This is a genomic window from Staphylococcus sp. 11-B-312 (assembly GCF_016743055.1).
Lineage (GTDB): Bacteria > Bacillota > Bacilli > Staphylococcales > Staphylococcaceae > Staphylococcus > Staphylococcus ureilyticus.
Genome location: NZ_CP068241.1, coordinates 1,499,364 through 1,524,902 on the forward strand (window position 1 = coordinate 1,499,364; position 25,539 = coordinate 1,524,902).

General features: G+C 31.7%; 23 protein-coding genes. 9 read left to right on the forward strand and 14 right to left on the reverse strand.

The annotated features are described in order from the left end of the window. Window positions 1–52 precede the first annotated feature (52 nt). Window positions 53–883, reverse strand: coding sequence for an aldo/keto reductase (locus JG554_RS07225; RefSeq protein ID WP_064208975.1), 831 nt, complete (start codon window positions 881–883; stop codon window positions 53–55). Between the two features lie 266 nt (window positions 884–1,149). Beyond that, window positions 1,150–2,754, reverse strand: coding sequence for an ABC-F family ATP-binding cassette domain-containing protein (locus tag JG554_RS07230; RefSeq protein ID WP_119505741.1), 1,605 nt, complete (start codon window positions 2,752–2,754; stop codon window positions 1,150–1,152). 143 nt (window positions 2,755–2,897) lie between these two features. On the opposite strand from JG554_RS07230, the gene cvfB reads away from it, so the two are divergent. From cvfB to phoU, 6 genes are all read left to right on the forward strand, one after another. After that, complete coding sequence (cvfB, locus tag JG554_RS07235; RefSeq protein ID WP_046208301.1) at window positions 2,898–3,797, forward strand: RNA-binding virulence regulatory protein CvfB; 900 nt, start codon at window positions 2,898–2,900, stop codon at window positions 3,795–3,797. Between the two features lie 332 nt (window positions 3,798–4,129). Continuing rightward, the gene (locus JG554_RS07240; protein WP_064208976.1) at window positions 4,130–5,089 is read left to right on the forward strand and encodes a PstS family phosphate ABC transporter substrate-binding protein; all 960 of its coding nucleotides are present in this window, start codon (window positions 4,130–4,132) and stop codon (window positions 5,087–5,089) included. A gap of 199 nt (window positions 5,090–5,288) precedes the next feature. Then, window positions 5,289–6,218 (forward strand): phosphate ABC transporter permease subunit PstC, encoded by a 930-nt coding sequence (gene pstC, locus JG554_RS07245; RefSeq protein ID WP_046208303.1) that lies wholly within the window; start codon window positions 5,289–5,291, stop codon window positions 6,216–6,218. Window position 6,219: 1 nt separating this feature from the next. Continuing rightward, window positions 6,220–7,131: a phosphate ABC transporter permease PstA gene (gene pstA, locus JG554_RS07250; protein WP_019468772.1), complete on the forward strand. Its 912-nt coding sequence runs from the start codon at window positions 6,220–6,222 to the stop codon at window positions 7,129–7,131. Between the two features lie 92 nt (window positions 7,132–7,223). After that, a complete protein-coding gene (pstB, locus tag JG554_RS07255; RefSeq protein ID WP_046208304.1) occupies window positions 7,224–8,105 on the forward strand; it encodes a phosphate ABC transporter ATP-binding protein PstB in 882 nt (293 codons plus the stop codon). 3 nt (window positions 8,106–8,108) lie between these two features. Beyond that, window positions 8,109–8,753 (forward strand): phosphate signaling complex protein PhoU, encoded by a 645-nt coding sequence (gene phoU / locus JG554_RS07260; protein WP_046208305.1) that lies wholly within the window; start codon window positions 8,109–8,111, stop codon window positions 8,751–8,753. Window positions 8,754–8,864: 111 nt separating this feature from the next. On the opposite strand, the gene pepF is transcribed toward phoU, so the two are convergent. Next, window positions 8,865–10,679 (reverse strand): oligoendopeptidase F, encoded by a 1,815-nt coding sequence (gene pepF, locus JG554_RS07265; RefSeq protein WP_070658519.1) that lies wholly within the window; start codon window positions 10,677–10,679, stop codon window positions 8,865–8,867. A gap of 264 nt (window positions 10,680–10,943) precedes the next feature. On the opposite strand from pepF, the gene JG554_RS07270 reads away from it, so the two are divergent. Beyond that, the gene (locus JG554_RS07270) at window positions 10,944–11,294 is read left to right on the forward strand and encodes a hypothetical protein (protein ID WP_070038133.1); all 351 of its coding nucleotides are present in this window, start codon (window positions 10,944–10,946) and stop codon (window positions 11,292–11,294) included. 181 nt (window positions 11,295–11,475) lie between these two features. Further along, complete coding sequence (locus JG554_RS07275; protein ID WP_070038130.1) at window positions 11,476–12,231, forward strand: MerR family transcriptional regulator; 756 nt, start codon at window positions 11,476–11,478, stop codon at window positions 12,229–12,231. 937 nt (window positions 12,232–13,168) lie between these two features. Here the strand turns inward: JG554_RS07275 and JG554_RS07280 are convergent. Beyond that, window positions 13,169–14,365: an SAM-dependent methyltransferase gene (locus tag JG554_RS07280; protein ID WP_119505798.1), complete on the reverse strand. Its 1,197-nt coding sequence runs from the start codon at window positions 14,363–14,365 to the stop codon at window positions 13,169–13,171. A 197-nt stretch (window positions 14,366–14,562) separates the two neighbouring features. Between JG554_RS07280 and JG554_RS07285 the strand changes: the two genes are divergently transcribed. Continuing rightward, window positions 14,563–15,084 carry a DUF308 domain-containing protein gene (locus tag JG554_RS07285; RefSeq protein WP_046208310.1) on the forward strand — a complete coding sequence of 174 codons (522 nt, stop codon included), beginning with the start codon at window positions 14,563–14,565 and terminating at the stop codon, window positions 15,082–15,084. Between the two features lie 396 nt (window positions 15,085–15,480). Here the strand turns inward: JG554_RS07285 and JG554_RS07290 are convergent, their stop codons facing one another. From JG554_RS07290 to JG554_RS07335, 10 genes are all read right to left on the reverse strand, one after another. Next, a complete protein-coding gene (locus JG554_RS07290; RefSeq protein ID WP_046208311.1) occupies window positions 15,481–16,740 on the reverse strand; it encodes an aminoacyltransferase in 1,260 nt (419 codons plus the stop codon). 32 nt (window positions 16,741–16,772) lie between these two features. Further along, window positions 16,773–18,032 carry an aminoacyltransferase gene (locus tag JG554_RS07295; RefSeq protein ID WP_046208312.1) on the reverse strand — a complete coding sequence of 420 codons (1,260 nt, stop codon included), beginning with the start codon at window positions 18,030–18,032 and terminating at the stop codon, window positions 16,773–16,775. A 292-nt stretch (window positions 18,033–18,324) separates the two neighbouring features. Further along, window positions 18,325–18,984: a type 1 glutamine amidotransferase domain-containing protein gene (locus JG554_RS07300; protein WP_046208313.1), complete on the reverse strand. Its 660-nt coding sequence runs from the start codon at window positions 18,982–18,984 to the stop codon at window positions 18,325–18,327. Between the two features lie 132 nt (window positions 18,985–19,116). After that, on the reverse strand, window positions 19,117–19,848 hold the full coding sequence (gene trpA / locus JG554_RS07305) for a tryptophan synthase subunit alpha (protein ID WP_107360291.1): 732 nt from the start codon (window positions 19,846–19,848) through the stop codon (window positions 19,117–19,119). Further along, entirely contained in the window at window positions 19,841–21,055 is a 1,215-nt protein-coding gene (gene trpB / locus JG554_RS07310; protein WP_203265215.1) for a tryptophan synthase subunit beta, read from the reverse strand. Before trpB ends, trpA begins: the two co-directional genes overlap by 8 nt. A 2-nt stretch (window positions 21,056–21,057) precedes the next feature. Continuing rightward, entirely contained in the window at window positions 21,058–21,687 is a 630-nt protein-coding gene (locus tag JG554_RS07315) for a phosphoribosylanthranilate isomerase (protein WP_107360293.1), read from the reverse strand. Next, window positions 21,684–22,466: an indole-3-glycerol phosphate synthase TrpC gene (gene trpC / locus JG554_RS07320; protein ID WP_064208984.1), complete on the reverse strand. Its 783-nt coding sequence runs from the start codon at window positions 22,464–22,466 to the stop codon at window positions 21,684–21,686. The genes JG554_RS07315 and trpC overlap by 4 nt, the downstream gene beginning before the upstream one ends. Next, a complete protein-coding gene (gene trpD / locus JG554_RS07325; protein WP_107360294.1) occupies window positions 22,450–23,466 on the reverse strand; it encodes an anthranilate phosphoribosyltransferase in 1,017 nt (338 codons plus the stop codon). The genes trpC and trpD overlap by 17 nt, the downstream gene beginning before the upstream one ends. Next, window positions 23,435–24,031 carry an anthranilate synthase component II gene (locus JG554_RS07330; protein WP_046208319.1) on the reverse strand — a complete coding sequence of 199 codons (597 nt, stop codon included), beginning with the start codon at window positions 24,029–24,031 and terminating at the stop codon, window positions 23,435–23,437. Before JG554_RS07330 ends, trpD begins: the two co-directional genes overlap by 32 nt. Further along, on the reverse strand, window positions 24,028–25,437 hold the full coding sequence (locus JG554_RS07335; RefSeq protein WP_107360295.1) for an anthranilate synthase component I: 1,410 nt from the start codon (window positions 25,435–25,437) through the stop codon (window positions 24,028–24,030). Before JG554_RS07335 ends, JG554_RS07330 begins: the two co-directional genes overlap by 4 nt. Between the last annotated feature and the right edge of the window lie 102 nt (window positions 25,438–25,539).

The following is a 25,539-nucleotide window of genomic DNA, read 5'->3' on the forward strand; positions in this document are numbered from 1 at the left end:
ACTTTTAAAAAGAACTAAAATATTAAACTTTTAAAATTTATGAGCTTTCTCTTTAAAATTCTTCATATATGGCTGGATCTTGGTCTTTACGTCTACCATCTACACGTGTTAATGCGTTGATTTTCTCAATGTCATTATTATCAAGGGAAAAGTCAAAAATATCAATATTTTGTAATTGTCTTGATACTGTCGTAGATTTCGGAATAGGTACAACACCATTTTGAACATGCCATTTTAATATAACTTGAGGAATAGTTTTATTATGTTTTGTGGCAATTTCCACAAGGTTTTCATCATTGATAACACTAGAAGCACGACCTAATGGACTCCAAGCTTGAGTAATAATTCCTTTAGAAGTATTGTACTGAACCAATGCTTCTTGATTGAAGTATGGATGTAACTCAATTTGGTTCACAACTGGCAAAACGCCAGTTTCTTGTTGTAGTGTATCGATATGTTCTGGTAAAAAGTTACATACACCAATTGATTTTATTAAGCCAGCTTTTTGTGCTGCAATCATTGCTCGCCAAGCTTCAACATACTTTCCTTGTTTGGGATTAGGCCAGTGAATTAAATATAAATCAAGATAATCTACACCTAGACGATAAATTGATTCCTGAATTGCAGTCAGTGCATCGTCGTAAGTTTGATAACGACCAGGTAATTTTGAAGTAATCATAATTTGTTCGCGTGAAACTCCACTCATCTCGATTGCTTTACCTACAGTACCTTCATTCTCATAATTATAGGCAGTATCTAACAAACGATAACCTTGTTCTAAGGCATTCACAATCGCATGTGTGCCATGCGCGCCATTTAACTTATATGTACCAAAACCAATTTGAGGAATTACTTGTCCATCTAACATATTTAACTGTTTCATTTGCATACCTCCATAACGAAATATGTATTTGATTATATTATGCTTAACCATTTATGCCTAATATTTAGACTCGTAGGGAGGAAGTTACTATAAACAAAAAAGCTAAGATATGTTAATATCTCAGCTTTTAACGTACGATTTCAATCATTGATAATATTTTGCATTTATTTTTAATAACGCGATTTACAATCTGAATTTTTGAAATATACAATACGTATCATCAATTCAATATGATACTTTATATATCGCTTTGTATTTTTAAAGGGTTATTTACTTAATACACCAGTTTCTTGTAAATAAGCTTCATAAGATATTTCTTTTGATAAACCACCAGTAGGGTTTAAGTCAATTACTCGGTTTGCAATTGTATTGATAAATTCAAAGTCATAAGATGTGAAAATCATAGAACCTTTGAAATTTTTCAAACCATCGTTTACTGCAGTAATACTTTCTAAGTCTAAGTGGTTTGTTGGTTCATCTAGCAATAGAACATTTGCGCTAGATAACATCATTTTACTTAACATACAGCGTACTTTCTCTCCACCAGATAAAACACTAGCTTTTTTCTTAACTTCTTCGCCACTAAATAACATACGACCTAAGAAACCTCTTAAGAATGTTTCAGTTTGTTCATCTTCAGGTGCATATTGACGTAACCAATCAACTAAATTCATATCTACACCTTCAAAGTAGTCAGAGTTATCTTTAGGGAAGTAACTGCGAGAAGTTGTGACACCCCATTTTACTGATCCTTCGTCTGGTTCCATTTCACCTGCAAGTATTTTAAGTAGAGTAGTTTTCGCAATTTCACTATCTCCAATTAAAACCGCTTTATCATTAGGGTTCATTGTGAATGAAATATTGTCTAACACTTTATTACCATCAATCGTTTTTGATACATTTTCCACAAATAGCAAGTCATTACCAATTTCACGTTCTGGCGTGAATTTTACGTATGGATAACGGCGTGAAGAAGGTTGAATATCGTCTAATTCAATTTTTTCTAGTTGTTTTTTACGACTTGTTGCTTGTTTAGATTTAGATGCATTTGCAGAGAAACGAGCAACGAAATCTTGCAATTCTTTAATTTTTTCTTCTTTTTTCTTATTTTGCTCTTGTGCCATTTTCATTGCTAATTGACTTGATTGATACCAGAAATCATAGTTACCAACATAAACTTTTATTTTTCCATAATCTAAGTCTGCAATATGTGTACATACATTATTTAAAAAGTGTCGGTCATGTGATACCACAATTACTGTATTTTCAAAGTTAATTAAGAAATCTTCTAACCAGCTTATCGCAGGTATATCTAAACCGTTGGTCGGTTCATCAAGTAGAAGTACATCGGGCTTGCCGAATAAACTTTGAGCTAATAATACTTTTACTTTTTGATTATTTTCTAATTCAGCCATTTTTTTATCTTGTAAATCAGCAGATATACCCAATCCAGATAATAAAGAACCTGCATCTGCTTCGGCATTCCAACCGTCCATTTCAGCAAATTCGCCTTCTAATTCTGCAGCTCTGATTCCATCTTCATCACTGAAATCTGGTTTCATATAAATCTCATCTTTTTCTTTCATTACTTCATATAAACGTTCATGACCTTTAATCACAACATCTATCACACGTTCATCTTCATAAGCAAAGTGATCCTGTTTTAAGATTGCTAAACGTTCGTCTTTTCCCATAGATACATGACCTGATTGTGCATCCAACTCACCAGATAAAATCTTTAAAAACGTTGATTTTCCAGCACCGTTGGCTCCAATCAAACCATAACAATTTCCTTCTGTAAATTTAATATTTACATCCTCGAATAATTTACGATCACCAAACCGTAAACTTACATCAGTAACTTGTAACATGCATTTACTCCTTTACGTTAATCTACCGGACAAATTATAACACACTTAAGAAGGAGTTTCGACCATTCACAATGAGGTGATGCTTGTTTCTTTATAGCATGTTATAATAGTTAAGAATAAATTTAAGTACGAAGGAGAACAGTATGGCCCAAGAAGAGAAAAATATTGTAGGTTCCATTGAATTTCTTGAAGTCGTTGGATTAGAAGGATCTACTTACAAGTTACAAGGACCAAACGGAGAAGAAGTTAAACTCAATCAATCAGAAGTTAATGAAGAAGACGAGTTAACGATAGGCGAGGAATATAGTTTCTTCATTTATCCTAATAGATCAGGTGCATTGTTTGCGACACAAAACATGCCAGACATTACTACTAGCAAATATGATTTTGTGAAAGTATTAAAAACCGACCGAGATGGTGCACATGTCGATGTAGGTCTTCCAAGAGAAGTTTTAATTCCATGGATAGATTTACCAAAAGTCAAAGATGTATGGCCGACACAAGGTGATGAATTATTAGTTACTTTGCGTATTGATAGTGAGAATAATATGTATGCTCGACTAGCAACTGAGACAATTGTTGATTCAATGTACACGCCAGTACACGATGATACATTACAAAATAAAGTTATTGAAGCAAGACCATACAGAGTTTTAAGAGTCGGAAGCTTTATGCTATCCAAAGATGGCCATAAAATATTCGTACATGAATCTGAACGTAAATCTGAACCTCGTTTAGGTGAAAAACTAGAAGTTCGTATCATCGGACATAATGAAAAAGGGGAGCTTAACGGTTCATTTTTACCATTTGCACATGAAAGACTTGACGAAGATGGTCAACATATTTTTAATTTACTCGTAGAATATGATGGTGAGCTTCCATTTTGGGATAAATCAAGTCCTGAAGCGATTAAAGAAGTATTCAATATGAGTAAGGGTGCATTTAAGCGCGCAATTGGCCATTTATATAAAAACAAAATTATCACTATTGAAACTGGTAAAATTGCATTAACTAATAAAGGTTGGAGTAGAGTCGAAGATTAGTTTCTACTATATAAAATAGTGTTTAGATACTTATAAATTAAATTTATCCTGTACTACATAAATCGTTGTGTAGTACAGGATTTTTTTGTTTTTATATTACAAAACAAACGTATTTTGTAATATTTATATTTTTACAAATACCGTCATATCAACATTTCAAAAATCATAGCATACATAGAATCTCTTATTGTGAATTTTGTAAATGAGGTCAATAAATACTTAACAAAAGATTTACATTATCTATATTTGTATTTAATAAAAGGTGTGTAGTATAGGAACTGTAAGAAATACATATAACTTTTGGGTTATTCACTTATTAGGAGGATGTTTCAATGAAAAAATGGCAATTATTTGGTACTACTGTAATCGGCGCTTCACTTTTATTAGGAGCTTGTGGCGGTGGAAATAGCGATTCTGGTAAAGGAAGTGGAGAAGTTAAAGGTGATGGTTCATCTACTGTAGGTCCAATCATTGAAAAATTAAATGAAAAATTCGCAAAAGATAATTCAGATGTAACTGTATCTAATGGTACAGCTGGAACTGGTGGCGGTTTTGAAAAATTCATTTCAGGCAGCACTGATTTCTCAAATGCATCTAGACCTATAAAAGACGAAGAAAAGAAAAAATTAGATGATAAAGGTATTAAATATGATGAGTTTAAAGTTGCTCAAGATGGTGTGACAATTACTGTAAATAAAGATAACGACTTTGTAGATGAACTTACTAAAGAACAATTAAATGAAATCTACTCAGGCAAAGCAAAAACATGGAAAGACGTTAATTCAAAATGGCCAGACAAAGAAATCAAAGCATTTTCTCCTGACCAATCTCACGGTACTTACGATTTCTTCTCTGAAGAAATTATGGACAAAAAAGATATTAAAGCAGAGAAAAATGCTGATACAAATACAATTGTTCAGTCAGTAGAGAAAAATAAAGATAGTGTCGGCTATTTTGGTTATAACTTCTATAAACAAAATAAAGACAAGCTAAAAGAAGTTAAAATCAAAGATGAAAATGGTAAATTAACTGAACCAACTAAGAAAACAATTCAAGATGGTTCTTACGCATTAAGTAGACCACTTTATATCTACACTAACGAGAAAAAATTAAAAGATAATGAAGGATTCCAAGACTTCATGAAATTTGTCATGAAGGATAAAGGAAAATCAGCTGAAGACGCAGGATTTGTTGCCTTACCTGAAAAAGATTACACTGAACAACAAAGCAAATTAAAAGACATCATTGGTAAAGATAGCGACAAAAAAGACAGCAAAAAAGAAGATAAATAAACATAATAGCAATTTTAAAGTTGGGATTCAGGAAGTAGATAGACAAATAGCATGATTAAGTTATCTATCTACTTCCAAGTTCAATTTATCTAGCGTTTAACAATATAGTGAAAATCGCTATGTTGCTCAACACTAGATGATGAACAATCCCGACTTTTATTTTAAATATTGGGAGTCTATAAGAAAGAAGGGTATTTACATGGCTAATCAGAATACTTCTGTTAGTGAAATGATTGCTAAAAACAATGCTAAGAAAAAAGGTATTAGCGATAAAATTGTACCGATCATTCTGGGAATCATTGCAATTTGCTCAATTTTAGCAACAGTAGGGATAATCGTTACATTATTAACAGAGACCATTACATTTTTTACACGTGTTCCAATTACTGAGTTTTTATTCTCCAAAGATTGGAATCCATTCTCATCAACACCACAATATGGCATTTGGGCATTGATCTTAGGTACGCTTAAAATAACAGTTATTGCAACAATTGTTGCTGTTCCTTTAGGATTAGGCGCTGCTTTATATTTAAGTGAATATGCTTCTACAAGAGTGAGAAAAATAATAAAGCCGATTTTAGAAATATTATCTGGGATACCAACAATTGTTTTCGGCTTTTTCGCTTTAACATTTGTTACCCCTGTACTCCGTGCAATATTTCCTGAATTAGGTAGTTTCAATTCAATTAGTCCAGGTATTGTCGTAGGCGTTATGATTATTCCACTAATTTCGAGCATGAGTGAAGACGCGATGTCATCTGTGCCAAATAAAATGCGTGAAGGTGCACTCGGTTTAGGCGCAACAAAATTTGAAGTTGCTACAAAAGTGATATTACCAGCTGCTACTTCAGGTATTATGGCATCTATCGTATTAGCTGTCTCACGTGCAATCGGGGAAACGATGATTGTATCACTTGCAGCAGGTAGTACTCCAAGTTCTTCATTAGATTTAACCGGATCTATCCAAACGATGACTGGATATATTGTGCAAGTTGCAACAGGAGATGCGACATTTGGCTCAGATATCTATTACAGTATCTATGCTGTTGGTTTCACACTATTCTTATTCACACTTGTGATGAATTTAATTTCACAATGGATTACGAAACGCTTTAGAGAGGAGTATTAAAATGGCAGAGACAAATACTAAAGCGCTTGTTAATCAACAAAAAGTTGAGAAAAAACTTTCCAGTAGGTTAGCAACAAATAAATTCAATAAATGGGCATTTTTCACATGTACTTTAGTAGCCTTACTTTTTTTAGCTGCTTTAATTATAGATACACTCATTAAAGGTGCAGGGCATTTAACACCGTCGTTCTTCACCAATTTCTCATCTTCTACGCCTTCAATGGCCGGTGTGAAAGGCGGTTTAATCGGTACAATTTGGTTAATGATTACTATTATTCCAATTTCAATTATATTGGGTGTAGGTACAGCAATTTATTTAGAAGAATATGCTAAAGATAATGCATTAACAAGTTTTATTAAAGTTAGTATTTCAAACTTAGCTGGTGTACCTTCAGTCGTTTTTGGTTTACTTGGTCTCACTATTTTTGTAAGAGGTATGGGTATAGAAGCGCTTGCTTTAAGTAACTCTGTACTTGCTGCGGCTTTAACTATGTCGTTACTTATCTTACCAGTCATTATCGTTGCAAGCCAAGAAGCCATCAGATCGGTACCAAGCTCTGTTAGAGAAGCTTCATATGGCTTAGGTGGAAACAAATGGCAAACGATTCGTCGCGTTGTATTACCAGCAGCGATTCCTGGTATATTAACAGGCTTCATTCTAGCATTATCTCGTGCATTAGGTGAAACTGCACCACTCATACTTATTGGTATACCAACCGTATTATTAAGTTTACCTTCAAGTGTATTCGACCAATTCCAAGCGTTGCCAATGTCGATTTACAATTGGGCAAAACTACCACAAGATGAATTCCAAAATGTTGCGTCGGCCGGTATCATTGTCTTGCTAGTGATTTTACTGCTAATGAACGCAATCGCAATATTCTTAAGAAATAAATACAGTAAAAAATATTAATGTTATTTCAAAATCAAATTTAATTAAGCGGTTATTTTGGGGAAAATTATAATTTTATAGTTTATAACATAATCGCAAAAGGAGTTTTAATTATGACTAAAGATACAATTAAAGAAGAAAAATCAAAAATCGCAGAACATACAAATCAAGATTCTGCACCAATTGCATCGATTGATAGAGAAACAAATAAAAATGACAATAAAATTCCTGATAGTGAGAAAAAAATAGTTTATTCTACAAAAAATTTAGATTTATGGTATGGCGATAATCATGCTTTAAAAAACATCAATCTAGATATTTTAGAAAATAATGTCACTGCAATCATAGGACCATCAGGTTGTGGTAAATCTACTTATATTAAAACATTAAATAGGATGGTAGAACTTGTGCCATCTGTTAAAACAGCAGGTAAAATCATTTACCGTGATCAGAATATTTTTGATGAAAAATATTCTGTTGAAAAATTAAGAACAAATGTCGGAATGGTTTTCCAACAACCGAACCCATTCCCAAAATCTATATATGATAACATCACTTACGGACCTAAAATACATGGTATTAAAAATAAAAAGATTCTTGACGAAATTGTCGAAAAATCTTTACGTGGCGCTGCAATATGGGATGAGTTAAAAGACCGCTTAGATACAAATGCATATAGCTTATCAGGTGGTCAACAACAACGTGTTTGTATCGCACGTACATTAGCAATTGAACCAGATGTTATTTTAATGGATGAACCAACATCTGCGTTGGATCCAATTTCAACATTGAAAGTAGAAGAACTCGTACAAGAGTTAAAAGAAAAATATTCAATTATTATTGTTACACATAATATGCAACAAGCTGCGCGTGTTTCTGATAAAACAGCATTTTTCCTTAACGGCTATGTAAATGAATACGACGACACTGATAAAATCTTCTCTAATCCTTCAGACAAACAAACAGAAGATTATATCTCTGGTCGCTTCGGTTAATATATGGTTATTAGAGAAAAATATGAAGGCCAATTAGACGAATTAATGAAAGATTTACGTCGACTTGGCCTTCACGTATATTATAATATTGAATATGCATTAAGATCGTTAAGTGAAGAGGATAGAAATTATGCGCGCCAAACGATTGCGAACGATAAGGATATTAATGCCTTAGAAACAGAAATAAATGAAAAAGTGATTATGTTAATCACCAAACAACAGCCTATTGCTACTGATTTAAGATTAATGATGGCTGCACTAAAAATCGCTTCTGATTTCGAAAGAATAGGTGATAATGCCGCAAATATTGCTGAAATTAGATTACGCGCTAAAATCACCGATGAATATGTGCTTACAAGATTGAATACTATGGGTAAACTCGCATTATTAATGTTAAAAGATTTAGATGATGCAGTAAAAAGAGATGATGTCACTTTAATTAAGGAAATTATCGAACGTGACGAAGATATAGATGATTTATATAAAAATATCGTTAACACAACTTATTTAATAGATAACGACCCTTTTGTTGCAGGACAAGCACATCTAGCAGCTAGACATTTAGAACGTATTGGTGACCACATTAGCAATGTTGCAGAAAGCATTTTTTACTTTGTTACAGGTGAACGTTACGAATCATATGATTAAATACAAATAGCACGATGTCGAATATTAGCTACATCCAGTTGGAAATCCGGATTTGCTTATTTTATCGGCATCGTGCTTTATATTTAAGATAGATCTTTGTTTATATTATAGTTATTGATCTTCAGCCTCGATTTCATCTGTAAGTTGTTCTAACTCATCTACCAAGTTACCTATATATGCAATTGTCGCTTTTAGTGGTTGATCCGTGCTAATATCAATACCAGCTAATTGAGCTAATTCGGCAGGTGATTGGCTACCTCCTGCTTTCAATGTAGTTAACCAATCATTCACAGCAGGTTGTCCCTCTTGTTGAATACGTTGTGACATTACCGTACCAATTGTTAAACCAGCAGAATACGTATACGAATATAATCCCATATAATAATGTGGTTGTCTCATCCATGTAAGTTCAGCACCTTTTGTAAATTTAACACTTTCTCCAAAAAATTGAGAATAAACATCCAACATAATTCGATTCAATAACGGGGCAGTCAATGATTCACCATCATCAACTTTTTTATATACCTCGCGTTGATACGCTGCTTCTAGTAAGTGCGTTACCATATTGTGATAATAAGTTCTAGAAACGATAGAACCAATTACCCAGCGCTTAAATTGAGCATCACTACTGTTTTTGAATAAATAATTTGCCATTAGCATCTCATTCATTGTCGATGGTGCTTCTACAAAATACATGGACGGTTCTGATTCTAAATAATTTTGATGACTTTGTGCTAAGGTAAAATGACCAGCATGACCTAATTCATGTGCTAAAACAAAGGTTTCAGTCATTTTTCCAGTCCAAGAAATAAATATATATGAATGTGTAGCATATGGACTTGCACAATACGCACCAGTATCTTTACCTTTATTTTGAGCAAAATCTATCCATCTATCTTGATAGGCCGTTTCAACCATATTTAAATAATCTTTACCTAAAACATTTAATGCACCATAAATATACTTTTTAGAATCCTCAATAGAGATATCGGGTTCGTAATTAGGATCTATAGATATTTTTAAATCTTCAAAATGCATGACTTCTAAGCCATGAACACGTTTAATCAATTTTGCATATTTTTGCATAATAGGTGCTAAATCACTCATAATAACATCAATTTGGCGATCAAACATATCTCGATTAATTTCTTGATCTTGTAGTAGGTAATCTATTACAGAATCATAACCGCGTAGATCTGCTTCAATTTTTTCTTGTTGTACTTGCATATTATATGTCGCAGCAGTTGTATGTTGATACTTATTTAATGCATCGCTAAATTTTTTGAAACTAATTCTTCTAAATGCTTCTTCTGGATGATCTTCATATTCATTTTCAAAAGTAGCATAATCTAAAGAGTATGTTTTGCCTTTATATTCAAATGAGTCAAAATCTATATCTAACATCTTCGTGATACCATATAATTCAAAAGGGCGTTCAAACACTGATGATAAACTTGCTAATGTTTTTTCAACTTCAGGACTAAGTTGATAAGGTTTGCGTGCCTTTAATTTTTCCAAAAAATGTGGGTATTTAGATGTTGAGATAAAACGCTTGAACGTTTCATCTGAAAGTGCCAATATTTCGGACTCAACAAATGATAATTCACTGGCAATTTTCCCATAAGTATTTGAAAATTTAGCACTTAATGTTTGTGCATGTTCATTTGTTGTATCCACACTTAATCTCAACTCTGCATAATTTGCCATTTTATCTAATTCAATCAGAATATCAGAATATATAGCCAATGCCTTTTCAATTATAGTAGGATTATCCAATTGATGAACATAGTTTTCATTAAATGTTTTAGCAGCAGCTGTTGTTTTTTCTAAAGTTTGATAAAATGCTTCATCGGAAGAAAACAGAGCTGAAATGTCCCAAGTTATTTCATCAGAAACTTCATTTCTAAGTGGTAAAGTATCCGCCATTTAATCACTCCTAGTTATGTATAATAAATTCAATTTTAATTATACATGAAATCACCTTGTAAGATACAATTGTGCGTTTATATGCTAAATTCGCATCAGAAAACAAACTTTCTACTTGAACAAAACAAATGTTAATTGACGTGATTAATGCAATATTTTAATATATTATTATACGACTCAAGATGGATATGATATATAATTTCGTTTAGTATAATAATATTATTATAATGACAAGTATGTCGATTTTTATAAGGAGCGCTATAAATGACTATTTTTGATTTACCCAATTTTTTATGGATTACAGTGGTAGCTGTTATAATAGTTACATTATTCTGTACACTTGTTTTAAATAAATGGTTTACATCAGCTATTTTAACATTTGTAATTTTAGCTATTGCTGCATTCTTAATACCTAATTTCGAAAATATTACTTACGAGCCATTATTAGGTTTTGCTGCATTTATGGCGGTACTAAGTTTAATCATGAGCTTTTTAATTTGGTATTTCACACGTGACTTTAGACGTAAACGTCGAGAAAAAAAGGCGCTTAAAGAAATGCGAAAACGTGGTATCTCACCTGAAGACGAAGCACATGAGTTTAAAAGAAGAAAATAATTATTTAAATATAACATAGAAAATTAATCCCATAATAATTGCGTCAACTAATATGGTTAAAAGTCCCAGACATATTTTGTCTCAGGGACTTTTTTTATACTGCTATAAATTATGTAAAAAGTTATTATTGACCCTAACGTTCCGTTAAAGATTATAGTTATTATATAAGGAGGTAAATTAAATGCAAATGACAGTTAAACAGATTGCAGATTTAGTAGGTATCAGTGTGCGTACGTTACATTATTATGATGAAATTCATTTATTAAATCCTACCAAACTGTCTAAATCAGGGTATCGGCTATATTCAGAAGCAGACTTAGATAAACTACAACAAATATTATTTTTTAGAGAGCTAGATTTTCCTCTTAAAAAAATTAAATCAATCATTGCTAGTCCATCCTTTGATAGACAAGAAGCCTTAAAAATGCACAAACAATTGCTTATAGATCGAAAAAATCGAACCGATCAAATGATTCAAACAATCGATCAAACGTTACGCTATATGAGGGGAGAAATAACTATGACAAATGAAGAAAAATTCAAGGGTTTTAATTTTGACAATTTACCCAAAAGCTATGATGAAGAAGCACGTAAAAAGTGGGGCGATTCTACCGTTACGAAAGCAAACCAACATATCAACGCGTGGTCAGATAAAGAAAAAGTTGTGAAAACTAAAGAAATGAATGATATCTTTTCAACTTTTGCCAATTTAAAAAGCCAATCGCCAGAATCTGCTGAAGTCCAATCAAATGTGCAAAATTGGTTTGATTATCTAAATTCAAACATAAATTTTGATTACACACTAGACATCTTTGAACGTTTAGGTCATATGTATGTTGAAGACGAACGATTCAAAGTAAATATAGATAAATTTGGAGCTGGCACCGCTCAATTCATTAAAGACTCAATTGAAGTTTATGTAAAGAACAATCAATAATCATATACGCCTTTATTAAATCCAAAAAATTACGATTTGATAAAGGCATATATTTTATATGACATTATCTGTTAATTACGTTAAATAACTACGTCAAAATCAACAATAATAAATTATAGATTTACAGCAAATATTTAACATACAATCTAACTTACTGGCTATAAAAACACATGGTCGTTTGATATTTACAGTCATGAATACAGTATTAATATAACTCATAATCTAATTTAAACAGAAACTAAAATATAAATTAATGCAAAATAGGTGCCCTATATCAAAATATACATAACTTCCTATAATATATATTATGTAAACTAAATTGTTAACTGAAATATGTATGCCGATTTTCGTCTTATTTAAAAGATATTTATCACTTACTTTATTTAAGTCCAAGTATTGCTTAATTCAGCTTTGATAAATCATCAAAATCTATACGTTTAAAATGAATTGAAAACATACATTAACAACAATTTCAATATGTCTATGTTAGTCATCATCATTATATGTATTTAGTTTCATTCATTTGCTCTTAATTTTTCAACAGCAATGCTCAATATATAATTTTTATAATCTTACTGTAGAGATCTAAATACCGATAACATATTTATAAACAAATTTTTGTTCGCTCATTTGCAATCATATCTACATTGATACACAAAAACAAAGTTCAACGTTCAAAAATCAACTTCTCAGCGTTTCAAAATGATATAGCTTTATTAAAATAATTACAATTTTTAAAAATATAAGCGAGAATGCTATCAAACATTACTCGCAATAATCTTTAACTGTATGGTTTTTAATTAAACCTATAATATTTATAGTTTACATAACATAAATAAAATAAACTATAAATGCCAATTACTTTAAGTACTATATAAATATAAATGGTGTTAAAACAGAAAATTAAGTTTCAACACCATTTATCAAAATTTTTGTATTAATTATCACAGTATAAATAATCTCTTGTCATTGGAAGTTCATTATTAACACCTTTTGTGATTAAAAATTGATGCAAATCGGAAACACCACATGTGAAGTTTGCCGCACATGCATTTAAATACAAACGCCACATTCTTATAAATCGCTCATCAAATTGTTCGCGTACTTTATCTATATTTGCTTCAAAATTTTCTGCCCAGTTACGTAAAGTTAAAGTGTAATGCCTTCTTAAGCTTTCTACATCTACAATTTTCAAGTTATTCTGTGACATATTGTCAACTAATGCTCTTATTGAAGGAATTGCACCTCCGGGGAAAATATATTTAGTGAGAAAGTCGTTACCTTCTACTTCAACAAGTCCAGTAATACAATGTAACAATGCCACACCGCCATCGTTCAATAACTTATGTGTATTTTCCATGAATATAGGAATATGATCATGCCCAACATGTTCTAACATGCCTACACTTACAATTCGATCAAAAGTTCTTTTTTCATTAATAAGTTCTCTATAATCCATTAACTTAACATCCACCTGGCCGATCAAACCTTCAGCCTTTATGCGCTCTTTTGTTTTGATATATTGTTCTTCACTTAATGTAATACCTAATGTTTGAACATTATATTGTTTTGCAGCTTCAATAATAAGATGTCCCCATCCAGATCCAATATCCAATAAACTCTGGCCAGACTGTAAATTTAACTTTTTTAATATATGGTTAATCTTGTTAACTTGAGCGGTATATAACGAATCTGCTTTCGTTTTAAAATATGCACATGAATAATTCATCGTTTTATCTAACCATAAGCGATAAAAATCATTGCCTAAGTCATAATGAAATGAAGCATTTTCTTTAGCAATTTTTTTAGTATTTTTATATTTTTTTCGAGAATGCACATGCTTTTGCTTAGGTTTATTTATAAAACTTCTTTGTTGTGAAAAAATGGATTCCATAATATATTCTAAATCCCCATCGACTTCAATATCTTTATCCATATAGCCTTCAGCTAATGCAATCATGGGATTTGTTTTTAGCAGTTTTTTATTTAGCGGTTTGTTAAAAATTAAATGGAATTTAGCAACTCCATCGTTATAATTTACCACTGAACCATCCCAAAACGTTACACTAAACGGTTCAGTAGCTAAATTTTTTAGTATTTTTTTATAAATTGATTTTTGAATCGAAATACCCATTAATCAAACACTCCCTAACGTAAAATGAATATTTATTTTAAAACCCTATATCTTATACATTGGACCTAAATATTGATTAAATCAAACAAAACAGATTACTTTGTTATTCGTTTTTGTTAACATAACATTATTATGATTCACCAAAGTGTTGAATTCTTTCATTACGGGTAAATGTTATTAAGATTGGAGTGTAAAACATGCAACAAAAAACGGGAATTAGATGGTCCAGTTTATTAATTGGTGTTTTCTTCTTGATTATAGGTGTTTTTATCATTAGTTTTCCTGAAGAAAATTTATTTGCTATTACTTGGCTAATAGGTATTTTATTCGTTATTAACGGTTTCATTGAAATTTTTGTGAGACGCATTATGAAACAAGCTACGCAAAAGGGTTCAAATTTGCTGATTGTCTTAGGTATTATCAACATCATCATCGGCATGCTTATATTATTTAATGTAGTAACAAGTACGACATTTATTGTTTACTTATTTGCTATATGGTTTATTATTAATGCAGTTTTAAATATGTTTACAATTACACCCGCAGAAGGTTCAAACAAACGATTTCATATGGTATCTATCTTATTAAATATTATAGAAATTATATTGGGTGTAATATTATTATTTAATCCATTGATCGCTGCTGTTATTATCGCTGTATTTATGAGCGCAGTTTTCTTTATTATTGGAATAACTTATCTCATAGACGCCTTACGTTAATTTATTCTTTTAAAAACGTATTTAAAATGTAAATGTATAGTAAGCACATTTTAAAATTATAATAAATTAATAATATAATATAAGAATTTACTATTCAATTATAGAATAAAATAATATTGCGCTTCTTATGAGTGAGTTATATACTAAAAATGTGGAAACAACCAGAATAGACATCGCATGATTATCCACATAAAAGGAGTTGGCAGAAATCTAATTTTCAGCCGCGGCAAAAATGACTAGAATTGAAAAATTATTAGGGTTTATCAGAGCTTCAGTTCAGTCATCTATTGCCAAAATAAAATGAGGTTCGGCGAATACATTATGTCGCTGCCTTTTTTGAACATAAGAAAGCATACTGGCTTAGGGCTTATATACCAGTATGCTTTCTTTTTATTTTTATTTTTTAATTTTTTTCCTAATATTGTTAAGCGTATTGAATAACTTATATTTTGTTTTTTTGATTGGTTTATAAAAATCACCAATTAATTCTTCGATTTGTACACCGAAACCACGCTTAAATCGGTAAACACCATAGTCTTCACTATTTTCAGTGAAGTCACCAGATAAGCCATAGAAATTATAACGACCATATCCGTGATCAAAACAATAATTAATCATAAACCAATGCATCATATATGGCCCCATATATTGATTGTATTTCTCAGATGACCCACCTGAGAAGTAATTCACTTCATATGCATTAGCAAAATATACGCCTGCTGCAAGATTTAAGATTGAGCCATCTGTCTGTCTTAATTCACTCGCATGTAATAATTCTTTTTTATCATGTTCAATTTGTTTATCGATTTCAGCAATTTTTTTCAATTGCTTGTCAGATTTATTCTCATTTTGCATCATTTGATCTCTACGTGCTTCTTTTTCATTAATACTTTCTTGTGTATGCGTAACATATTCATCTAAATCTAAATAAGCTAGAGGAATCAAAGCTTTATCCCCATAATTATCTATGAAATTATAGAAATATTCATCCGTTTTGGATACAAAACCAGCACGTTTTTCAGTTTCACGATAAAGTGATAAAAAGATATCAAATTCTTCTCTTTCTAAAAATCTTACTCTTACGCCGAAATTAATAGCTTTATTTATATTTCGTTTTCTTTGACTATCAAACTGTTTTTTTAATGACGCAGGTGTTTTACCATCTAAATTAAGTACACCCATCCATCTAACCTGACTTGAGGTATCATATTCTGTTGTAAACCCATGATGCGTATATCCATGAGATTTAAATAAATTAACAAGCGCATCATTTTCTTGATGATCAGCCATTGGATGAATATCTTTATCATAAATTTGGTATATCCAATAAGGATCCATTTTTACATATAAGCAATTTTGTTTTTGAAGATAAGTATCTAATTCACGTAAATAGAAATCAACTAAACCTAAATCTTTATAATCCATGACTGGACCACGGTTTGAATAATAAACATAGCTTCCCATAGTTGGGATTTTAGAGAAAAGACTAGCTGCGATAACTTGATTATCATCATCTTTTAAGCCTAATAAAACAACTTGAAAACCATCTTCTTCTCTAGTAGCTATATTTTCTTTTACTTGAAAGTAATGACTCTCTAATGCTGGATTTTGTACAAAATTGTCAAATTCTTTGACAGTTAACTCTGTAAATTTCATTATAGCTAGTTCCTTTCTAAATATAATACATATTACTTTTTATCTTTTAATCCCTTTAACATTGTATAAATTTTGTACATTGGCTTATTGATTGGTTTTATAAAATCACCAACATATTCAACTACATCAGCGTTGAATCCCTTTTTAAACTTCACAACACCTGCATCTTCTGCTTCTTCCGAAAAATCACCACTAATGCCATAGAAGTTATATCTATCGATATTATTATCGATTGCATAATTAATCATTTTCCATTGTATTGCATAGCTTCCTGCAAAATGTCTAAACTCGTTAGATGTTCCTCCCGCATAATACACTACTTCGTATGGATTGACGATAAAGAATGCTGCTGAAATTGGTAATTCATTACCGTGTTGTTCTTGTAATGATTTAGCTTCATCAATCTTTTGTTGATTTGCAATAAGTTGTTTTTCTAAATTTTCTTTTTTATTATATGCTTTTTTATTTTCTGGACGTTTTTCTATATCTTTAAGCGCTTTGTTAATATCTTTACTTAACACTTCACGCTCTGACTTGAGTTCATCGATGTATGCTTCAAAATCCATATAAGCTAATGGCACTAATACACGATTCTTATAATACTTCAGTCTATTGTAATAGAAGCTGTCTTCTCTATCATCAAAATCTTTCGATTCTGAAGTATCTTCCATAAACGAACGGAAAATTGGTAATTCATCTTCGCCTAAGAATCTGACTTTCACACCATTTTTTTGAACTTTTTTTGTATTACGTTTACGCAAACTATCCATATCATTTAGGACATCTTTTGCTGTCTTATCTTTTAAATCTAAAACAGAGTGGAATCTTATTTGAATAATTGGATCAAAACCAGTTAAAAACCCTTGATGTTTATATCCAAGTTGCTTCATTTTATCGAAAATCCAATCATGACCAGCATTTTCTAATACATCTCCATCATGATTTCGATATTGATATGCAAGGTATGGATCTACTCTTAAATACAATGCATTATGTTTTTTCACATATTTAGCTAATTCATTGAAAAAATAATGGACAAGTTCTTTATTTTCGAAATCAATCACCGGTCCACGATTTGTATAAAAATATTTGAATATTTTCATAACCGGTACAGCAGTTAATAAGCAGGCTGCTATAACTTCATTTTCATTATTTTTCACGCCTACCAAATGCGTTTCTGTACCTTCTGCAATTTTCAACTCATAATTCCCTACCATTTGTGTAAAATGACTGTTGGGCATATGGTCAACAAATGCACCAAACTCTTTTGCAGTTAAATTCGTAAATTTCATTTTATATACTCCTATTTGTCTATAGTACTTTATTTCGAGTTTAAACTTTAATCTTAATTATTATACAATATTCAATTATAAAACTAAATCGATACCCTAGTTAGAATTACTAAATGCTACAATTTACTTATAATTTATGTGTTGCTTTATTATAGCATTACTTTTATTTTAACAAAGAATAACTATTTAAACACAAATCTTAATTAAATTATGAAAAAATAAAAACTACTAACAAGTTTTATACTTGTTAGCAGTTTAGGTTATCTAAAATCACCTGGTTTTTAAAGACTAGCTATTTTAAGGCATCTTTTAGTGCTTCACCGATTGCTACACTAGATTGAGGATTTTGGCCAGTGATGAATTGGTTATCTGTTTCAACATGTTCTGTGAAGTTATCTTTTGGAACAAATTTAGCGCCTTGTTGCTCTAACTCTGTTTGCGTTAAAAATGGTACTTTATTTTCTAGTCCCATCGTACGCTCTTCATTATCTGTAAAGGATGTTAAAGTAACACCTTCTACAAGATATTTACCATTTTTGTCTTTTGCACCGACAAATGCACTTGGACCATGACATACAGAACTGATAAATTTGCCTTCATCTTTAAAATCAGACAATATATTCGTTAATTTTTGATTATGCGCGAAATCAAATACTGTACCGTGACCTCCTGGTAGGTATACTGCATCATATTCTGAAACATTAATGTGATCTATATTTGGCACATCACTAATTTTTTCTACAAATTGTGCGTATTTCGTTAATTCATCATTTTGAGTTGAATTTGGATCTAAAGGAATTTCTCCACCCTCAATTGAAACGATATCTACGTCGATACCTGCTTCCGTTAAAATATGATGCGGTTCACTTGCTTCCTCTAACCATAATCCTGTTGGTGTACCGTCTTCATATTGTGCTCTACTTGTTATAATGAATAAAACTTTTTTATTCACGATTGTCACCTCTTCATTTATTTAGGTTTTTATCTACTTGAACTCAGTTAGAATTCAATTCTGTGTTTTGATATTGACTATCTATTTCAAACAATACCCACCTAAAATAAACTTTACACATCAACCGTTAATTTATACATCATCTAACGCTGTTCTAATAGATTTTAGATAAGCGATTGTTGATGCATTTTGATCTTGTTCAAACCGTTTAACAATTTCACTACCGATGACTACGCCATCAGCTACTTCGCTAATATCATTAACATGAGCTTTAGTTCGGATACCAAAACCTGCCACTACAGGTACATGCGCTTTGTTTTTAATTTTTTCAATTTTTCGTTTCAGCTCTGGATGGAACTTTCCATTTTCTCCTGTTGTCGCATTCATTGTAACTGTGTAGATAAACCCTTCAGCATTTTCAGCAATTTGATTGATGCGTTCATCAGATGTTGTCATAGCAACTAATGAAATAATATTAACTTTACGGTGAGGATGTCTATTTTTTAATTGTTGGACTAGTTCATGTGGCAAATCAGGTATTATTAAGCCATATACACCAGCTTTCTCACATGCGTCAAAAAAAGCGTCTTCTCCATAATGATTAATGATATTGATATACGTCATAAGTACGTATTGACTGTTTATAGCATCACGATGTGCAGTCAGTTCATCAAAAATATATGTGATATTCACACCTTGTTGTATGGCTTTATTACCGGCTTCCATAATTACTGGTCCATCAGCTACTGGATCTGAAAATGGCACCCCTATTTCAATAATATCCGCGCCTGAGTCACTTAATATTTTCATGTTTTCAATAAAATTTTTGTTCCCCATGATATAGGGAATAAATAATTTATGCATCACTTTCGCCACCTTGTCTCATGTAATTTCTAATTGTTTCCATATCTTTATCACCGCGCCCTGACACAGTAACAACAATGATTTGATCTTTATCCATAGATGGTGCTAACGCTTCTACAAAACTAAGTGCGTGTGCACTTTCTATCGCAGGTATAATACCTTCTGCCTGAGTGAATTTCACTAAGGCATCCATAGCTTGTTTATCGCTAGCAGTTGCATATTTAACTCTACCTATATCATGATAATATGAATGTTCCGGTCCTACACCCGGATAATCTAACCCAGCTGAAATTGAATGTGCTAATTTTATCTGTCCATTTTCATCTTGTATTAAATACATTTTCGTACCATGTAAAATACCTTCTTGTCCTTTATTTATTGCGAGTGCATGTTTGTCACTGTCAATGCCCTCACCTGCTGCTTCAACACCATATAGCGCCACATCATCTTGAATAAATGGGTAAAATGTACCAATTGCATTTGAACCTCCACCTACGCATGCAACCATCGCATCTGGTAAACGTCCTTCCTTAACTTTGATTTGATCTTTGATTTCATTACCTATAACTTTTTGGAAATCTCTCACGATAGTTGGAAATGGATCTGGACCTAAAGCAGACCCTAATAAATAATGTGTATCGTCTACATGACTTACCCAATATTGTAGCGCCTTATTAACTGCATCAGATAACGTACCCTGACCTTCCGTTACGGGTTCTACTTTTGCACCAAGTAATTCCATTCTAAATACATTTAATTCCTGTCTTTTGATATCTTCTTCACCCATAAACACTACGAGCTCCATATCAAACAATGCCGCTGCTGTCGCACTAGCAACACCATGTTGTCCTGCACCTGTTTCTGCAACTAATTTATTTTTGCCCATTCTTTTAGCTAAAAGTGCTTGACCCAAGGCGTTATTAATTTTGTGAGCACCGGTATGATTTAAATCTTCTCTTTTTAAATATATTTTTGCGCCACCTAGCGCTTTTGTATATGATGCTGCATATGTTAACGGTGTCTCTCTTCCCACATAATCTTTTAAATAATTATTCAGTTCATTCTGAAACTCAGGATCTATTTTAGCTTCTCCATAAGCTTGTTTAAGTTCTTGAATTGCTGGCATTAACGTTTCAGGGACATATTGACCACCAAAATCACCAAAAAATCCAAATTCATCTGCTTCTGTCTGTATGTTTTTAACCATATTTAATTAACTCCTTTTACAAGTTCTATGATTGCTTGCATTTTATTGCTATCTTTTATACTATTTGTTTCGATACCACTTGCAATATCATAACCATTGTGATTTAAATTAAGTTTATTTATACTTTGAATATTTTTATAATTCATTCCGCCAGCTATTAAAAAATCTACATCTTTTATATCTTTTAAGATTTCCCAATCATAGGATTGGCCAGTACCACCGTAAGCAATTGAAGGTGTATCAATTATAAATTGGTCTACAAAATCTTTATAATATCGAATGTCTTTTGCTAATGTATTTGCATTTTTTGCAGGCAAAGCTTTAATAATTTTTATATTACTTTTTTTCTGACGTATAAAATGGATAGTTTCTAAATTTTCTGTTCCATGTAATTGAATGGTAGTAATATTTGTATTATCTATGAGATGACTGATTGTTTGATGATCTGGATTTACTACAATTACTACTTTGTCTTTATCTTTTGGTATTAAATTTGCAAATGCCTGTATCTTATCAATTTCCACATAACGTTTACTGTTGGGATAATGAATAAAACCTATTGCATCAATATTTAAATCTTTTGCTTTATATACATCTTCAAGTGTTTTAAAACCACAAAATTTCAACTTCATCCTTTCACCTTATCTAACTTAAGACTTGGTAAAAACTGACTTAAATCATCGCATTTCATTAAAGATTCACCAATAAGCAAACCATCAATACCTGCGTTTACAATGTTTAATACATCTTGTTGATTACGTATGCCACTCTCAGAAATATAATAATAACCTGCTTTTTTATTTTCTAAAATTTCATTGGTATGCAAAACATCTGTTACAAATCGTTTTAAATCTCTATTGTTTACACCAATAATTTTGGGATTCAACTTGTAAGCACGTGCCAACTCTTGTTTATCATGAACTTCTACTAAAACTTCTAAATTTTTTGAAGTCGCGTAATCATATAATTCTTTCAACTGCTTGTCGGTTAATACATTTACAATGAGTAAAATAATAGACGCCCCTGCTTTTTTGGCAACATCAATTTGAATAGGATCAACTACAAAATCTTTACACAATACAGGTAAATCTGTGACCTGTGTCAATGTTTGTAATCGTTCGTAACTTCCGCCAAAATAATGTTCGTCTGTTAAAATTGAAACTGCATTAGCACCAAATGCTTCATACGCCCTAACTTGTTGTGTTAAATCTCTTCCTGGAAGTTCAGATAATGTCGGACTTTTTGATTTTATCTCAGCAATTACTGATAATTGATCAGCCTGTGATAACTGTGATTCAAACGTTTGTTTATGCGTGATGTCTATTTGCTTAAGGTCAGATAATTTTTTTGTATAATAACCGCTTTGTAACAATTCCTTTTTATAAGCTACGATTTCATCCAATATAGTCATACGTTTTGCCTCCCATTTTGTTGTATTGTTTGAGCGCATCTCCATTTTTAATCAGCATCTTTGCTTTATGAACACCTTCTTGAATGGTGGTAGCTTTTTCAGAAACATATAAGGCAATGCCTGCGTTCAATAGCACCACATCTCTTTTCGCGCTTTGATCTTTACCATTTAATATTTGTTTTGTGATTTCTAAATTTTCCTGGGGAGTTCCTCCTATTAAATCTGCATTTGGGGCATAATCTAATCCTACATCTGTCGCATTAATAGTATAAGATTTAATATATTTATCTTTCGTTACTTCATATAGTGTGTTTTCCCCGGATAATGTAGCTTCATCCATACCATTGGCCCCATGTAAGACGATTGCTCTCTTTCTACCTAAATCAGCTAATGTTTGAGCAATTTTATTTAACTGTGAAGATTCATAGACACCCATCACTTGATAATCTAATTTGAACGGATTAATGAGTGGTCCAGTAACGTTAAAAATAGTTGGATTACTAATGGCTTTCCTTAACGGTTGGATATGTTTCATAATTGGATATGTTTCAGTCGCATTTAAAAAAACAAGCCCTTGTGCTTTTAAATGCGTTTCTGTTTCCTCAACATTTCGCGTTGGAATACACATTGCATTTAATAAATCGGTACTCCCTGAAGCTGACGTAACACTTCTATTACCATGTTTAATCACTGGAACACCTGCACTAGCCAATACAAAAGATACTGTTGTTGAAATATTAAAGCTATTAGATTTATCTCCACCAGTCCCACAAACGCACATACTATTAGGATAAGTTGGTTGTTCAGGGTACATAGATCCTATTAAACTTTTCGACATATATGTTAATTCTGCTTGACTCGGTTCTCTCTCTGAAAAGGCTTCTAACAGTTCTCTTTTAGTATCGATTTCTAATTGATCCGTGATCAATAATTCTATAAATTCATTCATTTGTGCTTGATCAAGTGGTTTATACTGTTTTATATGATTTTGTAGACTCAATATAATTGGCCTCCTCTACTATATTTAAAAAGTTACTTATGATTGCTTCCCCATATTCTGTCGCAAAAGATTCTGGGTGATATTGAATACCAAAATGTAAATAATTAATATGTTCAAATGATTGAATACTATCTTTTGTTTGAGCAGTTATTTTTAGTGTATCTGGTAACGTTTTTGGGTCACTAATCAATGAGTGGTACCTCATTATTTCAGAATATTCTGTAATATTCCGGTATAGTTTAGACTCACTTACAATCTGCATTGTATCTTTTTTTCCGTGACATATTTTTTTACTTTGGATAACATCTCCGCCGTGGTAACATGTCAATGCTTGTGATCCCAGACATACACCTAATATCGGTTTATATTTATAATGTTCAATAATATTGACTAAATGGTTAGTATCTAGCGGATGTCCAGGGCCAGGTGATATAACCAAACCATCTATTTCTAAATCAAATATATCTGCATCGTCTGGATATTTAATAATTACATCAGAAGTCTTTCCTACAATATCGACTAAGTTATACGTAAAAGAATCGTAATTATCCACTACTAATATCATGGTGTAACCTCCAATAAACTTTTGGCTTTTAATTTTGTTTCTTCTAATTCTTTTTCAGGTATTGAATCATAGACGACACCACATCCTGCTTCTACATTGATATACGTTTCATCAATCATCATTGTACGAATCGCTAAGGCAAAATCTAGGTCATGATTACAGTTGATATATCCTATACCACCACTGTATACACCTCTTTTTTGAGGTTGTGCTTCATATATTCTTTGTATCGCTCTTAATTTAGGTGCGCCGGATACGGTACCCGTTGGTAATAAACTTGCGATTACAGTCATCGGTGAATAATTTGATTTCAGCTTTCCTGTTACCTCACTCACAATATGCATCACATGTTCATAGCGTTCTATTGACATTAATTTTTCAATTTTAGAACTAGCAATTTCACTTACTCTATGAATATCATTTCTGCCTAAATCAACAAGCATGCTATGTTCGCTTATCTCTTTTTCATCGCTGATTAACTGTTTTTCATTTTCAAGATCTTCTTTGTCAGTCGCGCCCCGTTTTATTGTTCCAGCTATTGGGTTTGTTACTACATTTTGTCCTTTCACTTTGACAAAACTTTCAGGCGAACTACCTACAATAATTGGTTCATCAAAATTCAAATAATACATATAAGGACTTGGGTTTTGTCTCTTTAAATTTTGATAAAGCTGATAAGATAATTGTTGTAAATTCATTCCAAAATCATGTTTGTACTTATATATAATTGAAGGTACAACTTGAAACATATCTCCTTGTTGTATCAGCGATTTCATTTCGCTAACAGTTTTTTTAAATTGATCAGGAGCAATATTTGACTCAATTGCTTTTGCTTTTGTGTCATTTTTTATAGGTGCAGGATATATATTTACGTCTTGTAACTCATCAACATGACGTTTGACACGGCGTGTTAATTGTTCTTCACTTTCATTTGAAAACAAGTTTGTGGATATAACATATAGATGCTCTTTGTAATGATCAAATACATATACATCCTCTACCATGTAAAATTTAGCATCGTGTTGTTTATGGTCAGCTAAATCGATTTGCTTTAATACAGGAAATTCATGTCTTACCAAGTCAAAACTACACGATCCAACAAATCCTGATACAAACGGTAATTGTGCTAAATCTTCATCTTCTATTTCTGCTTTATATTGATCTATAAAAGCTTTCAACTTTTCATATGGTGCTTCGTTTTCTATTTCATTTTGCCTATCATTGTATTGAATGACCATATTTTCATTATCTAAAGTCACGGCGCCGTACACATCAAATATTACAATTGAATAGCGTCCTTTTACTTTAGATTGTTCTGTACTTTCCAATACTATTTTTCGTTTTTTCAATCTTGCCAATGCTTCTGGTGTTACTTCAGCATTTATCCTTTGATATTGTACTTTCATTTTTATTCCTCCTCATAAAAAAATCAGCATCCTTAAATATTAATTAAGGACGCTGATGCGCGGTACCACCTAAATTAGTAGACATTATCAGTTTCATCTACT